Origin of the sequence: Geobacillus sp. BK01 (genome assembly GCF_052220245.1) — a bacterium.
Lineage (GTDB): Bacteria > Bacillota > Bacilli > Bacillales > Anoxybacillaceae > Geobacillus.
The window spans coordinates 172,779-188,992 of the sequence record NZ_JBQPTH010000004.1; the positions used below are offsets into that span (position 1 = coordinate 172,779).

The window sequence follows — 16,214 nt, forward strand, 5'->3', positions numbered from 1 at the left end:
GTGAGTACGATCGCTCGCAAAAAGGGTGTCGGTGCCGTTTTATGGGATTACCTGACAACGGTCGACCATAAAAAAATCGCCCATCTGTACTTAATTGCCGGTGGGTTTTTCTTCCTGCTCGGCGGTCTCGAAGCGTTGTTCATCCGTATTCAGCTTGCTAAGCCGAACAGCGATTTTCTCGTCGGCGGCTTGTATAACGAAGTGCTGACGATGCACGGGACGACGATGATTTTCTTGGCTGCCATGCCGCTTCTTTTCGCGTTTATGAATGCAGTTGTGCCGATTCAAATCGGCGCGCGCGATGTCGCGTTCCCGTTTTTGAACGCGCTCGGATTTTGGCTCTTTTTCTTCGGCGGTTTGTTTTTAAACTGTTCGTGGTTTTTAGGCGGCGCGCCTGACGCTGGCTGGACGTCGTATGCGTCGTTGGCGCTTGATTCAAAGGCGCATCACGGTGTTGACTTTTATACGCTTGGATTGCAAATTTCTGGTTTTGGTACATTGATAGCAGGTATTAACTTTCTTGTTACCATCATCAATATGCGTGCCCCTGGCATGACGTTTATGCGCATGCCGATGTTCACTTGGGCGACGTTTGTGGCTTCGGCGCTTATTTTGTTTGCGTTCCCGCCGTTGACCGTGGCGTTGATTTTCCTAATGATGGATCGGTTGTTTGGCGGCAACTTCTTCAACCCGGCTGCCGGTGGCAACACGATCATTTGGGAGCACTTGTTCTGGGTGTTTGGCCATCCGGAAGTCTATATTTTGATCTTGCCGGCGTTCGGTATTTTCTCGGAGATTTTTGCCACATTCTCGCGCAAGCGCCTGTTCGGCTATTCGTCGATGGTGTTTGCGACGGTGCTCATCGCCTTTTTCGGATTCATGGTATGGGCACACCATATGTTTACAGTTGGGATGGGGCCGATTGCGAATGCGATCTTTGCCGTTGCGACAATGGCGATTGCGGTTCCGACGGGGATTAAAATTTTCAACTGGCTGTTTACGATGTGGGGCGGAAGCATTCAGTTTACGACGCCGATGTATTATGCAGTAGCGTTTATTCCGTCGTTCGTCATGGGCGGGGTCACAGGTGTCATGCTCGCATCGGCTGCCGCTGACTACCAATACCATGACAGTTATTTCGTCGTGGCGCACTTCCATTACGTCATTGTCGGCGGGGTTGTGTTTGCCCTGCTTGCCGGTACGCACTATTGGTGGCCGAAAATGTTTGGCCGCATGCTGAACGAGACGCTTGGCAAAATTACATTCTGGCTGTTCTTTATCGGCTTCCATTTGACGTTCTTTATCCAGCATTTCCTTGGTTTAACAGGAATGCCGCGCCGTGTGTTCACGTATTTGCCGAACCAAGGGTGGGAGACCGGCAACTTGATCAGCACGGTCGGAGCGTTCTTTATGGCAGCCGCGACGGTTATTTTACTTATTAACATTGTGATTACGACAGCAAAAGGCGAAAAGGCAGCGGGAGATGCGTGGGGCGACGGCCGCACGCTCGAATGGGCAGTCTCTTCGCCGCCGCCGGTGTACAACTTTGCGCAAACGCCGCTCGTCCGTGGACTCGATGCCTTATGGGTTGAAAAAATGGAAGGCAAAAAAGAATTGACGCCGGCCGAGCCGCTTGGCGACATCCATATGCCGAATCCATCGTTCTTGCCGTTCGTCATGTCGTTCGGCTTGTTTATCGCTGCCTTCGGCTTTACGTATCATCAAGAAACTGCCTGGGGCCTGCCGGTAGGCATCATCGGCTTGCTCATTACGTTTGGCGCGATGTTCTTGCGCTCGATCATCGATGACCACGGTTTCCATATCCATAAAGAAGAAGTGCTTGAGTTTGAGAAGAAGGAGGCGAACGCTTGATGCATGTCGAGGAAAAGTTGACGGCCGAGACGTTCCCGGCTGCACCGGAACGCGCCACCCTTGAGGGAAAAAATAAATTTCTCGGCTTCTGGCTGTTTTTAGGCGGAGAGACGGTGCTGTTCGCCTCTCTCTTCGCCACCTATTTGGCGCTCAAAGACAAAACAAACGGCGGTCCTTCCGCCGAAGAGCTGTTCCAAATGCCGCTCGTGTTTATGATGACAATGCTCCTGTTAACGAGTAGTTTGACGAGTGTGTATGCCATTTACCATATGAAAAACTTTGACTTTAAAAAAATGCAGCTTTGGTTCGGCATTACCGTCCTGCTTGGCGCGGGGTTTTTGGCTTTGGAAATTTACGAGTTTTATGAGTATGTTCACGAAGGCCATAAGTTTACGGCAAGCGCCTTTGCATCTGCATTTTACACGCTTGTTGGCACACACGGTGCACACGTGACGTTTGGGCTGTTTTGGATTTTAACGCTCATGATTCGCAATGCAAAGCGTGGGTTAAACTTATACAACGCTCCGAAATTTTATGTTGCGAGCCTTTACTGGCATTTCATTGACGTCGTCTGGGTGTTCATTTTTACCGTTGTATATTTAATGGGAATGGTGGGGTGAACGTATGGCGAACCAAACGAATTCAGGAAATGAGCGCATCGACTTAATGTACCGCCGCCGGAAAAATGCCGAAGAAATGCGCCACCAAGTCATTGCTTTCGTGTTGATGATTTTGTTGACATTGATCGCTTTTGCTGCGGTCGGCTACGAAGAGTTTTCCCATTGGTTTGTCATTCCATTTATTTTGCTTTTAGCCGGCGTGCAAGTGGCGTTTCAGTTGTACTATTTCATGCATATGAGCCATAAGGGACATGAATTTCCAGCGCTATTTATGTATGGCGGCGTGCTTGTCATGTTAGTTCTCGTTTGGGCGTTTTCGACGGTCATTTGGTGGTAAACAGACAGCGGGGGGAATCGGTGCACATACCGGTTTCCCCTTTTTGATGGCCCTTGTGCTGCTGCATGTAGTATAATGAGAAAAGGACAAAGCAGGAGGGATTCATATGTTTCAATCGCTGCAAATGTTTGGTCCAGTGGCGCTTTGGAGTCCGTTTTTTCTGTTGGCATTAGTGACTGTTGTCTTGTTGTACCTCGGAGCTACCGGACCGTGGCGGCAGCGGTTTGGCCTCGATGCCCCTGTTTCGAGAAAGCAAAAAGCGTACTTTTTGACAGGAATCGCCCTTCTTTACGTATGCAAAGGTTCCCCCCTTGATTTACTGGGCCATTTGACGTTTACCGCCCATATGGTGCAAATGGCGCTGCTTTACTTAACTGTGCCGCAATGTTTGATTTTAGGGATTCCGGAGCCGTTTTATGAGCGGATATTCCGGATTGCAGCGGTGCGCCGTTCGTTTCAGCTGTTGACAAAACCGATCGTGTCATTGCTTTTGTTTAACGGTTTATTTTCCTTGTACCATGTTCCAATGATTTTTGACGTTGTGAAAACAAATATGTTTTTGCATGCTTTTGTTACAACGGCCATTTTCGTTGCGGCCTTTTTCATGTGGTGGCCGCTCGTGAATAAACTTTCCGGATGGACGGCATTATCAGGACTAAAAAAAATGGGTTATATTTTTGCCGACGGCATGCTGCTTACGCCGGCTTGTGCGCTCATTATCTTTGCCGGCACCCCGCTCTATAAGACGTACACGGATCCGGAAGCATGGATGACCAGCTTGGCGCTTTGCGTGCCGCCGGGAATACTGGCTTCGCTTGACTTGACCGGACCGCAAATGTTTTTGTCGATGTCCCCGCTTCATGATCAGCAGCTTGGCGGGGTATTGATGAAAATTATTCAAGAAATTGTGTACGGGATTATGCTGTTCTTTATTTTTAGCGAGTGGTATCGGAAAGAACGGGAAAAAGAACCGAGCATGGATATGGCACCGCGGCCGACTAAACTGTAGAGCGCCATTTACTACCAATAGATAAGCGTAGGAAAGGGAGAGAAGCCATGGCGATTTTACCGACGATCAGCACGAGTTGTATTGTGATCAGCGCCTTGCTGGTCGCTTACGGCTGGTACTTGATCAGCCGCAAGCGGACGGAGGCACATAAAAAGGTGATGTTAGCCGCTGCCGCCTTTGCGCTTTTGTTTTTTATCATTTATATGTCGCGGACGTTGTTTATTGGCAATACGAGCTTTGGCGGACCAGAAGACGTCAAAGTGTATTATACCGTATTTCTCATTTTCCATATTGTTTTAGCGACGGTCGGGGCGGTGTTTGGGCTTGTGACCATTTGGACCGGATTAAAAGACAAGCGATCCCGTCATCGCCGTCTCGGTCCGGTGGCAAGCATCATTTGGTTTGGCAGTGCCTCAACCGGTGCTGTTGTCTATTGGCTGCTTTATGTGCTTTACCCGGGGGGACAGACGACTTCGCTCATTAAAGCGGTATTGGGCTTTTAGTCGGCAAAGTAACGCCGGCTCCCGGCGCCGCATAGCATAATATAAGGGGAGAAAATGCAGCGGGGGGAGAATGCGGTGAATACGTTTCGATACCGGAAGCGGAGCGCTGTGGAAGCGACGCTGCTGACGGTTGTCATGATGTGTGTGTGCGAGTGGGAAGAGGTTGTGCCGGATGACTGCGAAGTGTTCGTGACGGTCTCCCAGAGCGGTGGGTGCCACATTACGGTGAAGCTGTCCATCCGATACGGGGCGCCGGTGCTTGCCGTCTGCCGGCAGCTGCAGCAGCAAATTGCCGAGGAGATCGCCGCGATGACGCCATACAGCGCCGAGTCGGTCGACGTGACGGTCAAGCGGCTTGTCGCACCGTAAAAAACGCATGAGAAACGAGCTCTCATGCGTTTTTTCTTTACTCTTTCGTCTTGTCGATTTCGCTTTTGACCTGCTCCAATACTTTTTGGCATTGGCTGACAAGAGAAGACGGAAAATGTTCACCTTCGCCATATTCAACACCGTGCGGATAGTAATGTTTTCCTAAAATCGGCGTGAGCAGTTTAATGAGCGCATAGCGCGAGCCGACATCCCCTTCGATCGCGTACCCTTGAACGCGCAAATAGTACGTTCCTTCTTTAATCACGTATTTCCGATCGTACGTGACCCGCTCGTAATCCCACTGCGCCGCGCGCACAAAACCGTGGTGCGCCATGATGTCATCAAGGCGGGACAGTTCAACCGTCTGATTTTCAAGGCCGCTATTTTCAAATTTCATGTTTCTTCCTCCTAACAACACAATATGGAAAGCGCCAAATACGGAAATTATCCCCTCATTTATAATAGTACGAAAACGGTTTGCATTTCAACGAATTGTTTGCCATTGTTTCCGTTTTGCTTGCATTTTTTCTCGCCAGCTGACACACAATAAAAGCAGAAAGGAGAGACGGACAATGCAAACGGTACGGGACGTCATGTCGACGGATGTGCAATATTGCACCCCGCTCGACAACATGTATGAAGTAGCTGTGAAAATGCGTGAATTTAATGTTGGCGCCATTCCGATTGTCGATCATGGCCGCCTCGTCGGCATGATTACCGACCGCGATTTAGTCGTGCGCGGCATCGCGGAAAAGCACCCCGGTTCGACGGCGGTGACGGAGGTGATGAGCCGCGAGCTTGTAACAGTATCGCCGGACGATTCGGTGCAAAAAGCGGCAGATTTGATGGCGCGCCATCAAATTCGCCGTCTCCCGGTCGTGGCAGACGGTCGTTTAGTCGGCATCGTTGCGCTTGGTGACCTGGCGACGAACCGCTATTCTGATGAAAGCGCCGGCCGTGCGCTGAGCGAGATTTCCGAACAACATACGGTCCATTAGCCAAGTGGGCAGGGCACGGCTTCTTTTCGTGAGATCGGACGCTCTTTTTTGGGCGTCCTCTTTTTTTTGTCTTTGAAAAACGGCTATAATGGCAGTAAGGATATTGTGTAGAAAGCGGGAGTTGCGGTGTGAAATGGTTTTTCCTTTTTTTGTTATTCTTGATCGGATTTTATTACTTTGCGCCGAGTCCGCCGCCCCCGAGCCCTCCGGAGCAGCCGAAGACAGACGGTTATGTGTTGAAAGAGCCGGAGGCGACGGCCGGCATTGTCGCCTTAATTGGCCAACCGGCGCAAGAGGCGACAAAACAGCTCGGTACGCCGGATCGGATCGATCCGTCCGCCTATGGCTATGATTGGTGGGTGTACAGCCGCCGTCCCGAGTCGTATGTGCAAATTGGTGTGTTCGAAGGTCGGATCGTCACTGCCTTGGTCGGCGGGAAAAAGGTGAATGTCGAGCCATTTGCGGTCGGCCAGCGCTTACAAACGATTTTTCAAACGATGCCGGTTCTATCCAACATTGAAATTAAGCTAAACAGCGGAACGTACCGGTTTGAGCTGTCTGAACAAGATTACTCGTCAAGACCGGTCGTCAAAGTCGGCGATGTATATGCCCAGCTGTACATCGATCGGTTCACCGGCAGCGTGGCAGCTGTTCGTCTCATGGACGCTGAAACGTTTGTAAAGCTGCGGCCGTACGAGCTTGTTTACCGTGGCCGTCTGCCTGCAGCTGCCTCCTTGTCGGAAGAAGAGCAACGAAACGTTGATGCAGCCAATGCGAAGCAAATTTTCGACTGGACGAATTTGATCCGCCGCCGCCATGGGCTTTCTCCTCTTATCTGGGATGACAAAGCGGCCGCCGCCGCTGCCAAGCATAGTCGGGATATGCATGACCACCGATTTTTCTCCCATGAGTCGCCGCAATACGGTGATCTGTCCAAACGGTTGAGCGCACTGAACGTATCCTTCCAGTTGGCCGGGGAAAATATCGCCGCCCATCAGGTGGACGGTGTGGAGGCGACCGCCGGATGGTTAAACAGCGAGAAACATCGGGAAATTATGCTGAACGAACAGTTTACTCACCTTGGCGTCGGTGTTTATGCCGATTATTACACGCAAAACTTCTTGACGCCGCTATAAAAATTGGGCGCACCTTTGCCTGTTGGGCGCGATATGATATGGCAGATAGGCATGAGTGGATGAAAGGGATGAGAATGTCCATGGCCAAGCCTCTGCATCCTTCCGTTGAACAGTTCAAACAGTTTGTCAAAAAACACCCGAAACTCATCCAAGAGGTGCGCAGCGGCAAAAAGACGTGGAAGCAAGTGTACGAAGACTGGTACTTGTTCGGAGAGGATGACGACATATGGGAGCCGTACCGCGACGTAAACAACAAGGAGAAAGAGGAAGAAAAAGGAACAGGCAAATGGCTTGATAAGCTCGCCGCAATGCTTGGGCAGCTTGACGCGGCAGAAGTGCAAAAACATTTGACGAACGTCCAGCAGGCCATTGCTGCGATCCAAGGCATTCTTTCCGAATTTCAAGGAGCCGGTCCGCAACGTCCGAACAACGAGACGCATCCGTTTTCCTTCCGTAAAGACTAAAGGGTGGTAGCGATGAGAAGAGACGTATGGCAATATGTGCAGGCAAATCCAATGTTGCGTGCGTTTTTGCGTGAACAGCCGCGCTGGTACCGGTTGCTTGCCCGCCGCCCGCATGAGCTGTCGACACTTCAGTTGGCCGCTTTGCGCCACTATGAGCAAACGATTCCTGATAAAGTAGAAAAAATTTCCCAATCGCTGCAAATGGCCTCGCTTATGTGGCAAATGTTCAAAGCGCTGCGCGACTAATTTGACGGCAAACGGCAAAGACTAGCTCTAAAAGGGAGTGATGTCTTTGCTAAAATGGTTTGTATGGACCGGGTGTGCGCTGCTGCTTTTGGCGTTTGCAACCGTCTGGCCGGCCGCAACGTCAGCTGCTCCTCATGCGCTGTCTGCGGCCGGTCAATTGCAAGTAAAGCATGAGGTGAAAGGGAACGACATCTTCATTGAATGTTTTGCCGTTCAATTTCCGTTTCGCAAAGGAGATGGGGGCGGCCATATCAACGTGTATCTCAATGGACAGAAAATGACGGAAGTGTATACAGCCGCCTTTATCGTGCGTGGTCTGCCGAGCGGAAAGCACGTCATTCGCCTTGAACTCGTCTACAACGATGGGAAAGCGGCCGGTATGGCGCATGAGTTTGAAGTGACGATTTCGTAAAGATGGCAGGCGGCTTAATTCGCTTGCGGCGGCAAGGCTATCCGGTTGAGTTTTTTTTCGGCTTTCGGATAGTCTTTTTTTGCGCCCTTCTTTCCCCCGTAATCTCTTCCCTTTTCATTTTTCCTTCATTCATGGTATGATGGATAGTGGAGGTGCCTATTTGTGAGGATTGCTACTCTCGAGCGCATCGAGATTTTGGATAAAGCGGAAGCATTAGCGAAAATGGTTGTTGAGTCAGACGTGGCGGACGAATATCGCCGCGCGTTTTGGCGGCTCAAGCAAGACCGCCGCGCCCAACAGTTGATCGGCCGCTTTGTGAAGCTGAAGGAACGGTACGAGGAAGTGCAGCGCTTTGGCAAATATCATCCCGATTACCGCAGCGTGATGAAAGAAGTGCGCGAGGCGAAACGGGAGCTTGATTTGCACGAGACGGTCGCCGTCTTTAAAGAGGCGGAAAAGGCGCTGCAGCAGCTGCTTGATGATATTAGCGTGCTGATCGGCAAGGCTGTATCGGAACATGTGAAAGTGCCGACCGGCAATCCGTATTTTTTGTCGGCCGGCTGTTCCGGCGGTTGCGGGGGCGGTGGGAGCTGCGGCTGCCGCATATAGAAAAAAGGGGAAGGGACTATGTTTCCAAAACGGCAAGGGATTATCGTTTGGCTTCACTCGCTGAAATACGGGAAACAGCTGCGCAAGTTCGGCAACATTCATTACATTTCCAAGCGGCTGAAGTATGCAGTTCTTTACTGCGATATGGAGCAGGTCGACCATGTGATGAAAAGGCTTGCCGCACTCCCGTTTGTCAAGCGGGTCGAGCCGTCGTACCGACCGTTTTTAAGGATGGAGTTTGAATCGAAAAGGGAGAAAGAAAAAGACTCCCCATATCCGCTTGGATGAAAGAAACGAGCGGGCCCTAGTTGGCATCAGCCATACGGGCCCGCTTTTTTTTCACTATTGAAGCGGCGGAATGAAGCGATTCATCCGCATAATGCCGATTAAGTGCTGGTAGTACAGATCAAGGTCAGCGAACATGGTCGATGGTTTGACATCGAGATGGATGATGGTTGTACCAAGCTCTTTTCCGGTTTCTGCGAACAGTTCGTACCGTCTGTTCGGTTTGACGGACGGATCAGGAATGCCTTCACGGCAAATATAAAGCGGCTGAAAGTCGCCCGGGTTGGTTGGGTGAAGCACAACGGCCAAGGAGACGACGGCCTGGTCTTTTTTCAGCGTATGAAAGGCAAAGAAGCCGGATAAGCGATGGCGATTGACCCGCGCCAACTCGATCAATTCGTATAGATCCGAATAGCCTTCGCCAAGTTCGATAAAACGTTGAATCATATACGATCCCCCTTGCAATCATCGTCCATCCTTCACTTTACCGGCCATCTGCAGAAATTGCAATAAAAAAAACCTTGCGGACAAAACGATCCGCAAGGCTCTTTCCAATTCCTTGACCCCGCGCAGGGCGGAAACAAGGGATGGAAAGAAAAAGAAAAGGGAGAGGAGAAACCGGAGGAAGAACTTATGGGGAAACGTAAGTCTTCTCCGTCATTGGCAACAACGCCATTTACGATGTTGCCATTACTCATTATGGACGGTTTGCCGATTTCTATACATTCGCCGATAAAAAATTCTTGGGTTTGCCGATGACTAACTTTATGGTAAGATTACGGTGAAAACGACGAATTAGGTGAACGCGATGAGAGTAATTTCCGGAACATGTAAAGGCCGGCATCTGCAAGCGGTTCCAGGGATGTCGACGCGTCCAACGACCGATAAAGTGAAAGAAGCGATCTTCAATATGATCGGACCATATTTCACGGAAGGAATCGGCCTTGATTTGTTCGCCGGCAGCGGCGGTTTAGGCATTGAAGCGCTCAGCCGCGGGCTCGAGCGCGTCATTTTCGTTGACCACGATGCGAAGGCAGTGCAAACGGTCCGAAAAAACGTTGCTGCCTGCGGGCTCGAGAAACGGGCGGAAATCTACCGCAACGATGCCGAGCGGGCATTAAAGGCAGTAGCGAAACGCGGCTTGCGCTTCTCTGTCATTTTTCTCGATCCGCCATATAAGGAGAAAAAGTGGCCGGCGCTTTTATCGTTGATTGCCGGTCATGACTTGTTAGAGGCGAGCGGCGTTGTAGTCGCCGAACATCCCGTCGGGGCCGAGCTGCCGGAGGAAGCCGGCAACCTGAAGCAATGGAAACGGGAAACGTATGGCATTACCGGCGTCACCATGTATCGCCGGACAGACGAACAGAAAGGGGACGAAAGCGATGGCGAGCATTGCCGTTTGCCCAGGGAGCTTTGACCCTGTGACATACGGGCATTTGGATATTATTAAACGGGGAGCGAAAGTGTTTGACCAAGTTTATGTTGCCGTGTTAAACAATTCGTCAAAAAAGCCGCTGTTTACCGTCGAGGAGCGGATGGAGTTGCTGCGCGAGGTGACGCGGACGCTCGAGAACGTTCGTGTTGAATCCTTTCACGGCCTGCTTGTCGACTATGCCCGCAGCAAAAAGGCGAACGCCATTTTGCGCGGTTTGCGTGCCGTGTCCGATTTTGAGTATGAAATGCAAATTACGTCGATGAACCGCGTCCTCGATGAGAACATCGAAACATTTTTTATGATGACAAACAGCCAATATGCGTTTTTAAGCTCTAGCATCGTCAAAGAAGTTGCGAAATATAATGGCGATATTTCCGAGCTCGTCCCCCCGATCGTGGAAGCGGCGCTAAGGCAGAAGTTTGCATCTGCCGCCGATTAAAGGCGGGAGCAGCGTCCGGCTGACAGCTGAAACACGGCTTGGAAGTGGGCTGATAACGGAAACAATAACAGCGTTGTCTTGGCTGCCGGATGGCCCTGGGGGGCCGGGCGCCTAACGGCTACAAGCGCCCACGGGTTTCATTGGCTGCTTTGGCGGCCAGCCATATATACAGGCAAAGAAAGAGAAGTGTCACTAGCGGCCCATATTGCTGCAGCAGCTGCCAGCCTTCATCCCAAGCGCCGCCCGAGGCGGTGGGCAGAAACGCCGGAACGATGCCCGGCTCTCCGCTGGCTGTCCGTACATACAACGGCTCCCAAAGCAAGTATGTAAATGAAGCCGCGAATACTCCGTGCATCAGACGGGCGACAAAAAACGGCTGAAAGCGAATGTTGGCTTCGGCAAGGATGCTGGCGACTTGCGCTTGAACCGAAAAGCCGCCGAAAGCGAGGACGAAGCTTGCCGCCACCGCTTTTTCAAGCAGCGTCGCCGCCTCTGTTTGGCTGATCATTTGACTGCCGAGCGTAATTTCAAACAGTCCGGAAAACACTGGGATGTCAAGCTGCTCCGGCAGCTGGGCGAGGCGAAGCAGATGGCGCAGCAGCGGAGCGAGCTGTTCCGTCAGGTGCACCATGTACAACAGTTTGTTGACGACAGAAAAGAGAATAATAAAACCACCGATCATTAACAACGTCTGGACGGAGGAGCGGACAGCGTCGCCGAGCAGTTTGCCAAGCGGTTGTTCGTTTTTCAACCGCGTTTTGTGCAACGTGCGCAGCGCATACGGAAACGAAAACGGGCGGGGGCTTCGCTTTGGCCGCCCTTGTTCCTTTCGGATGCCGTGAAAACGCATGATCAATCCGACGCCAATGTTCCCTAAATAATGGGAAACAGCCAACACAAGACCGAGATGTGGATTGTTGAAAAATCCAGCCGAAACAGCGCCAAAAATGAACAGCGGGTTCGACGAGTTAGTGAAGGAAGCGAGCCGCTCGGCTTCAATGGTAGATAGTTGTTTCTCCTGGTACAGGCGGGCGGTCAGTTTGGCTCCGGACGGGTAGCCGGACGCCATTCCCATCGCCCAGGCAAACCCGCCAACGCCCGGGACCCGAAACAACGGGCGCATCAGCGGTTCAAGCAAGACGCCGAGAAAGTTCACGACGCCAAAACTGATGAGCAGCTCTGAGACGATGAAAAACGGCAAGAGCGACGGAAAAACGACTTCCCACCACATATTTAAACCGCGAATGGACGCCTCAAGCGACTGTTTCGGGTAGCAAATGAGCGAAAACGCAAATAAGGTGACAGCGGAAGCGAGCAGTGCCGTTTTCAATTTTGTTCCCCAGTTTCGTTTCAACGTTCTCCCCCCTTTTCTCGCCGTGCGGCTTTGCGCGGTACAACCTCATATAACCTAATATACGAGCATAGGGGGACGTTTTAGACCATAAGATGAAAGCGGGGAGCGCCGCAGCGAAGGGGGGAGGATTGTGCCGCCGAAGGTCGGATTGGCGCTCGGTTCAGGAGGGGCGCGCGGATTTGCCCATCTTGGCGTATTAAAAGTATTGGAGGAGGAAGATATTCCGGTGTCCTGCTTGGCCGGCAGCAGCATCGGGGCTCTGATCGCCGTTCTTTATGCGAGCGGTCATGGCCTCAACCGGCTCTATCGGCTCGCTAAATCGTTCCGGCGCAACGATTTTCTTGACTGGACGGTACCAAAAATGGGGTTGATTGCCGGCGATCGCATCGCTGAGTTCATCCGTTTGTTGACGAAAGGGAAGCGAATCGAGGATCTTTCTCCGCCGGTGGCGGTTGTCGCTGCCGATTTGCAGACGGGGGGGAAAGTCGTGTTTCGGCAAGGGGAAGCGGCTCAGGCGGTGCGGGCGAGCATTTCGATTCCCGGAATTTTTGTGCCGGCTGAGATAGATGGGAGGCTGCTTGTCGACGGCGGCGTCGTCGATCGGGTGCCGGTATCGGTCGTTCGGGCGATGGGGGCGGATATTGTCATCGCCGTCGATGTCGCCCCGCTTAACACGAGGGCAGAAATTACATCGATTGTCGATGTAATTTGGCAGAGCCTCGACATTTTGCAAGCCGAGCTCGTCGCCTACCGCCAGCTCGCCTCAGACGTGATGATCCGGCCGCGTGTTGAGCGATACAGCTCGCGGGCGTTTACGGATGTTGAGGAAATTATCGCCTGCGGCGAAGAAGAAGCGCGGAGACGGATCAGGGCGATCCGCCAAGCGATCGAACAGTGGAAGGAGCCATGGCACGAATGAAAAAACGGACGTATATCGCAGCGTTTTTCTTTGGCATTGCCCTCGCATTTCTGCTCATTTTTATGAAGCTCCCATATTATGTAACGATGCCGGGAAGTGCACAAAACTTAAAGCCGCTCGTTCATGTCGAACACGGTGACCGCGATGCGGGAACGTTTATGTTGACGACGGTCCGCATGGGACGGGCGAACGTCATCGCGTATTTGCTCGCCCATATCCGCCCGTTTTACGAGCTGCATCCAGTAGAGGAGATCAGACAGGAAGGGGAGAGCGACAAAGAATATACGATGCGCCAGCTTGAGCTCATGGAACAGTCAAAAGAGGCGGCGATCGTTGTCGCTTACCGGCACGCCGGAAAGCCGGTCGCGTATGAGGCAAAAGGTGTGTACGTGATGAGTGTTCTTCCTAATATGCCAGCAGCCGGTCTCCTGGAAGCCGGCGACCGCATTGCTGCGATCGACGACCGGCCGCTCAACTCGTCAGAGCAAATGGTAAACTACGTTCGGGAAAAAGAAGCCGGCGATCGTGTCCACATCACGTTTGTCCGCGATCGGAAGCGGCAGGAGGCCGTGCTTCGGCTGAAGCCGTTTCCGCACCATCCGAATCAAGTCGGCCTTGGTGTGACATTGATGACGGACTATGACGTCCGCACCGATCCGCCGGTGGACGTCGATTCGGAACAAATCGGCGGTCCGTCAGCCGGACTCATGTTTTCACTCGAAATTTATAATCAGCTCGTAGATGAGGATATAACGAAAGGACGGAAAATCGCCGGCACCGGAACGATTGACGTTCATGGGAAAGTCGGCCCAATTGGCGGCATTTCGCAAAAAGTCGTGGCGGCCGACCGTGAAGGAGCGGATGTGTTCTTCGCCCCGAATGAGCATGGCGCGCCGTCGTCAAACTATCGTAAAGCGGTCGAGACGGCGCAAAAAATCGGGACGAAGATGAAAATCGTCCCGGTCGATACGTTTGATGACGCGATCCGCTATTTGCGTTCGATGCCGGAGGAGTAGATGGGCGCCGTCGCGTATTCTTCCTTTAGCGCGGCGCTGTATAGCGGCTCGGGAAAGGCGGCGGCATAGACGGCTGTCGCCTTTTTTTCTTGCTCATATAGCGGATCGCCGTTCAGTTTGGCAGCCTTGGCGGCGAGCGGCAACGCCAGTTCCTTCTTCACCTGCTGCAAGTAGCGGCGGCCGGTTTCGTTCATGCCGAGCAGCCGGATGTACGTCGGGGCCATTGCCTTATTTTGTTCCTCTTTTGTGAAATTTGTCAATACATGCGCGCATAGACGCTGCAGCCTCGTCCAGGTGTACCGTTTTGTCTTCGTGGCGGCGATGAAAGCAGCAAACGTTTCGGCGCCGGCAATTTTTTGCTTCAGTCGGTATTCGATGCCTTCCTCGACTCCGGCGATGCGGCGCAATTCCTCTTCGGTGGCTGTCAACAGCCGGTATTTCAGCAGCGGAAAATACATCTCCCAATCGTGCCAACGCCCGTACGTCAGCCGATATTGCCGCAGCTGTTCGGCGGTGGCGGACGGGATGTACGCAGCAATTCGTTCCAGCTGCCCGGTTTGCCCCAACGCGTTCCGCAAGCTTGTGGCGCTGGCGATGGATGGGTGGGAAAACGATTCGTCATGATACCCGGCTGCCAGGCGTGGGATGGTGCGCGGTACGATTGCCAGCTTGTTTTGTCGAATCGCTTTCACGTACGCAAAGCCAAGCACATTGTTTGGCTTTGATAAGTCGAGCGGGACGGAACCAAGCTGCCGCCACGCTTCGGCGTTCGCTTTCGGGAAGCTTTGCCCGCGCGCAAGTCCGGCACGGACGAGGGAGTCAAACTCCTCTTTTCGCTGAAACAACGTTTCGACGGCAGACAAAAAGGCGGTGATGTCACCAGATTCGCTGCCAAAGCAAAGTTCCCGACAGCCGAGGGCATCAAGCAGCCGCACCGCTCCGTGCGCAAACTGCTCGGCCGCCTGAACGGCGAATACGTACGGCAGTTCGATGACGAGATCCACGCCTGCAGCCAGTGCCATTTTCGTCCGCGCCCATTTTGAAACGATAGCCGGTTCGCCGCGCTGCAGGAAATTTCCGCTCATGACGGCAATAAGGCAGTCGGCCCCAGTTTTTTTCTTCGTTTCTTGCAAATGATGCCAATGGCCGTTATGAAACGGGTTGTATTCAACGATGACGCCGGCAGCTTTCATGGCCAATCTCCCCAACAGAACACATGCCGACTGATGTTCAAACGATCGTTCGTCAATCGTCACACCTCCTGTATGTAATCTAGTATGAAAGAAGCGGCAGCGGAGATCAACTGCGAGTGTGGAGATGACGCTTGTCAAAGAAGCAAAAAACAGCCGATGGCAAGCACAGCGAGGAGCAGTGTCGACTTTGGTCCAGTTGCCAACAGGCAAAAGCGTGCATGTTGACAGGGAATTTTGGAAATGATGGGAGTATGCCTTTCCGTCCGCTTTATTTCCCTTTTTCCGAAAGGCGAAATGGTTGTAAAGAAAAAACATTGACAAAAATACAAACGGAACGTATAATTTTATTCGTTGCCTTGAGGTGATCATATGAAATGGACGGTTCAACAGCTTCGCCGTTTCCAGCATAAAGAAATGGCGATTGACGAGACGGTCGATGTGTCTGATTTAAAGCAAATCGACACGTTGATCCGTGAGATTTCACCGGTTCGCGTCCAAGGAAAAGCAGATGTCGGTTCGACAAAGTTCACGTTTCACTTGACGCTGTCGGGAACGATGGTGTTGCCGTGTTCGCGGACGCTCGTCGATGTTGCGTATCCGTTTTCCATCAAGACGACGGAGACGTTTTTTGCCGACGGCGGCGATTTTGTCGAAACGGACGAGGACACCCATATCGTGACCGGGGAAACTATTGATTTGAATCCCGTTATTCGCGAACTTATTTTGCTTGAAATCCCGTTGCAGCTCATTGCTGACGACCCGGCCGCTGGCGGGGCGCCGCAGCACGGAGAAGGATGGGACGTTCTTTCGGAAGAGCAATGGGAAAAGGCGCTCGAAGAGCGGACAGCGAACAAAGTCGATCCTCGTCTAGCAGGGTTGGCCAAGTTTTTTGAAGAGAAAAATGAGGAATGACATCTACCGGCGTTGCCGGCCGATGGCGCCGATGAAATGCGCACCGTCCGGCAGCTGCCTTGTTTGCCGGCGGACGGCGGCCCGAT

Annotated in this window: 22 protein-coding genes; 18 read left to right on the forward strand and 4 right to left on the reverse strand. The window is 52.3% G+C overall.

From position 1 onward, the window contains the following. From ctaD to ACTVDO_RS06705, 6 genes are all read left to right on the forward strand, one after another. Positions 1-1,872 (forward strand): cytochrome c oxidase subunit I, encoded by a 1,872-nt coding sequence (ctaD, locus tag ACTVDO_RS06680; protein WP_020959210.1) that lies wholly within the window; start codon positions 1-3, stop codon positions 1,870-1,872. Then, positions 1,872-2,492, forward strand: coding sequence for a cytochrome c oxidase subunit III (gene ctaE, locus ACTVDO_RS06685; RefSeq protein ID WP_020959211.1), 621 nt, complete (start codon positions 1,872-1,874; stop codon positions 2,490-2,492). The genes ctaD and ctaE overlap by 1 nt, the downstream gene beginning before the upstream one ends. A 4-nt stretch (positions 2,493-2,496) precedes the next feature. After that, on the forward strand, positions 2,497-2,829 hold the full coding sequence (gene ctaF, locus ACTVDO_RS06690) for a cytochrome c oxidase subunit IVB (RefSeq protein ID WP_020959212.1): 333 nt from the start codon (positions 2,497-2,499) through the stop codon (positions 2,827-2,829). A 106-nt stretch (positions 2,830-2,935) separates the two neighbouring features. After that, on the forward strand, positions 2,936-3,838 hold the full coding sequence (gene ctaG / locus ACTVDO_RS06695) for a cytochrome c oxidase assembly factor CtaG (protein WP_020959213.1): 903 nt from the start codon (positions 2,936-2,938) through the stop codon (positions 3,836-3,838). 47 nt (positions 3,839-3,885) lie between these two features. Then, positions 3,886-4,341: a DUF420 domain-containing protein gene (locus ACTVDO_RS06700; protein WP_020959214.1), complete on the forward strand. Its 456-nt coding sequence runs from the start codon at positions 3,886-3,888 to the stop codon at positions 4,339-4,341. A gap of 75 nt (positions 4,342-4,416) precedes the next feature. Then, positions 4,417-4,710: an Asp23/Gls24 family envelope stress response protein gene (locus ACTVDO_RS06705; RefSeq protein ID WP_041267869.1), complete on the forward strand. Its 294-nt coding sequence runs from the start codon at positions 4,417-4,419 to the stop codon at positions 4,708-4,710. A gap of 37 nt (positions 4,711-4,747) precedes the next feature. Here ACTVDO_RS06705 and ACTVDO_RS06710 read toward each other — a convergent pair whose 3' ends face one another. After that, positions 4,748-5,107, reverse strand: a complete 360-nt coding sequence (locus tag ACTVDO_RS06710) for a YugN family protein (RefSeq protein WP_020959216.1) — start codon at positions 5,105-5,107, stop codon at positions 4,748-4,750. A gap of 175 nt (positions 5,108-5,282) precedes the next feature. Here ACTVDO_RS06710 and ACTVDO_RS06715 point away from each other — a divergent pair, with 175 nt between their 5' ends. The 7 genes from ACTVDO_RS06715 (at position 5,283) to ACTVDO_RS06745 (ending at position 8,863) form a co-directional block, all read left to right on the forward strand. Continuing rightward, entirely contained in the window at positions 5,283-5,708 is a 426-nt protein-coding gene (locus ACTVDO_RS06715; protein WP_020959217.1) for a CBS domain-containing protein, read from the forward strand. A 128-nt stretch (positions 5,709-5,836) separates the two neighbouring features. After that, positions 5,837-6,844 carry a CAP domain-containing protein gene (locus ACTVDO_RS06720; RefSeq protein WP_020959218.1) on the forward strand — a complete coding sequence of 336 codons (1,008 nt, stop codon included), beginning with the start codon at positions 5,837-5,839 and terminating at the stop codon, positions 6,842-6,844. Positions 6,845-6,924: 80 nt separating this feature from the next. Then, positions 6,925-7,308 carry a YlbD family protein gene (locus ACTVDO_RS06725; RefSeq protein WP_020959219.1) on the forward strand — a complete coding sequence of 128 codons (384 nt, stop codon included), beginning with the start codon at positions 6,925-6,927 and terminating at the stop codon, positions 7,306-7,308. Positions 7,309-7,320: 12 nt separating this feature from the next. Then, a complete protein-coding gene (locus ACTVDO_RS06730) occupies positions 7,321-7,554 on the forward strand; it encodes a YlbE-like family protein (protein WP_020959220.1) in 234 nt (77 codons plus the stop codon). 40 nt (positions 7,555-7,594) lie between these two features. After that, complete coding sequence (locus ACTVDO_RS06735) at positions 7,595-7,966, forward strand: hypothetical protein (protein ID WP_041267732.1); 372 nt, start codon at positions 7,595-7,597, stop codon at positions 7,964-7,966. A gap of 162 nt (positions 7,967-8,128) precedes the next feature. Beyond that, complete coding sequence (locus ACTVDO_RS06740; protein WP_020959222.1) at positions 8,129-8,575, forward strand: YlbF family regulator; 447 nt, start codon at positions 8,129-8,131, stop codon at positions 8,573-8,575. Positions 8,576-8,593: 18 nt separating this feature from the next. Further along, positions 8,594-8,863 (forward strand): YlbG family protein, encoded by a 270-nt coding sequence (locus ACTVDO_RS06745; RefSeq protein ID WP_020959223.1) that lies wholly within the window; start codon positions 8,594-8,596, stop codon positions 8,861-8,863. Between the two features lie 54 nt (positions 8,864-8,917). On the opposite strand, the gene ACTVDO_RS06750 is transcribed toward ACTVDO_RS06745, so the two are convergent. After that, positions 8,918-9,307, reverse strand: a complete 390-nt coding sequence (locus tag ACTVDO_RS06750; protein WP_020959224.1) for a DUF7147 family protein — start codon at positions 9,305-9,307, stop codon at positions 8,918-8,920. Between the two features lie 361 nt (positions 9,308-9,668). Here ACTVDO_RS06750 and rsmD point away from each other — a divergent pair, with 361 nt between their 5' ends. Both rsmD and coaD read left to right on the forward strand, forming a co-directional pair. Then, complete coding sequence (gene rsmD / locus ACTVDO_RS06755) at positions 9,669-10,277, forward strand: 16S rRNA (guanine(966)-N(2))-methyltransferase RsmD (protein WP_041267733.1); 609 nt, start codon at positions 9,669-9,671, stop codon at positions 10,275-10,277. Continuing rightward, positions 10,243-10,734, forward strand: coding sequence for a pantetheine-phosphate adenylyltransferase (gene coaD / locus ACTVDO_RS06760; RefSeq protein ID WP_020959226.1), 492 nt, complete (start codon positions 10,243-10,245; stop codon positions 10,732-10,734). Before rsmD ends, coaD begins: the two co-directional genes overlap by 35 nt. 118 nt (positions 10,735-10,852) lie before the next feature. On the opposite strand, the gene ylbJ is transcribed toward coaD, so the two are convergent. Then, the gene (ylbJ, locus tag ACTVDO_RS06765) at positions 10,853-12,088 is read right to left on the reverse strand and encodes a sporulation integral membrane protein YlbJ (protein ID WP_020959227.1); all 1,236 of its coding nucleotides are present in this window, start codon (positions 12,086-12,088) and stop codon (positions 10,853-10,855) included. A gap of 130 nt (positions 12,089-12,218) precedes the next feature. Between ylbJ and ACTVDO_RS06770 the strand changes: the two genes are divergently transcribed. Continuing rightward, on the forward strand, positions 12,219-13,007 hold the full coding sequence (locus ACTVDO_RS06770; protein WP_020959228.1) for a patatin-like phospholipase family protein: 789 nt from the start codon (positions 12,219-12,221) through the stop codon (positions 13,005-13,007). Next, entirely contained in the window at positions 13,004-14,023 is a 1,020-nt protein-coding gene (locus ACTVDO_RS06775) for a SepM family pheromone-processing serine protease (RefSeq protein ID WP_442901237.1), read from the forward strand. The genes ACTVDO_RS06770 and ACTVDO_RS06775 overlap by 4 nt, the downstream gene beginning before the upstream one ends. On the opposite strand, the gene ACTVDO_RS06780 is transcribed toward ACTVDO_RS06775, so the two are convergent. Continuing rightward, positions 13,996-15,216 carry a nucleotidyltransferase gene (locus tag ACTVDO_RS06780; RefSeq protein ID WP_442901264.1) on the reverse strand — a complete coding sequence of 407 codons (1,221 nt, stop codon included), beginning with the start codon at positions 15,214-15,216 and terminating at the stop codon, positions 13,996-13,998. The genes ACTVDO_RS06775 and ACTVDO_RS06780 overlap by 28 nt on opposite strands. A gap of 369 nt (positions 15,217-15,585) precedes the next feature. Here ACTVDO_RS06780 and ACTVDO_RS06785 point away from each other — a divergent pair, with 369 nt between their 5' ends. Beyond that, positions 15,586-16,128: a YceD family protein gene (locus tag ACTVDO_RS06785; protein WP_020959231.1), complete on the forward strand. Its 543-nt coding sequence runs from the start codon at positions 15,586-15,588 to the stop codon at positions 16,126-16,128. The last annotated feature ends 86 nt before the right edge of the window (positions 16,129-16,214 follow it).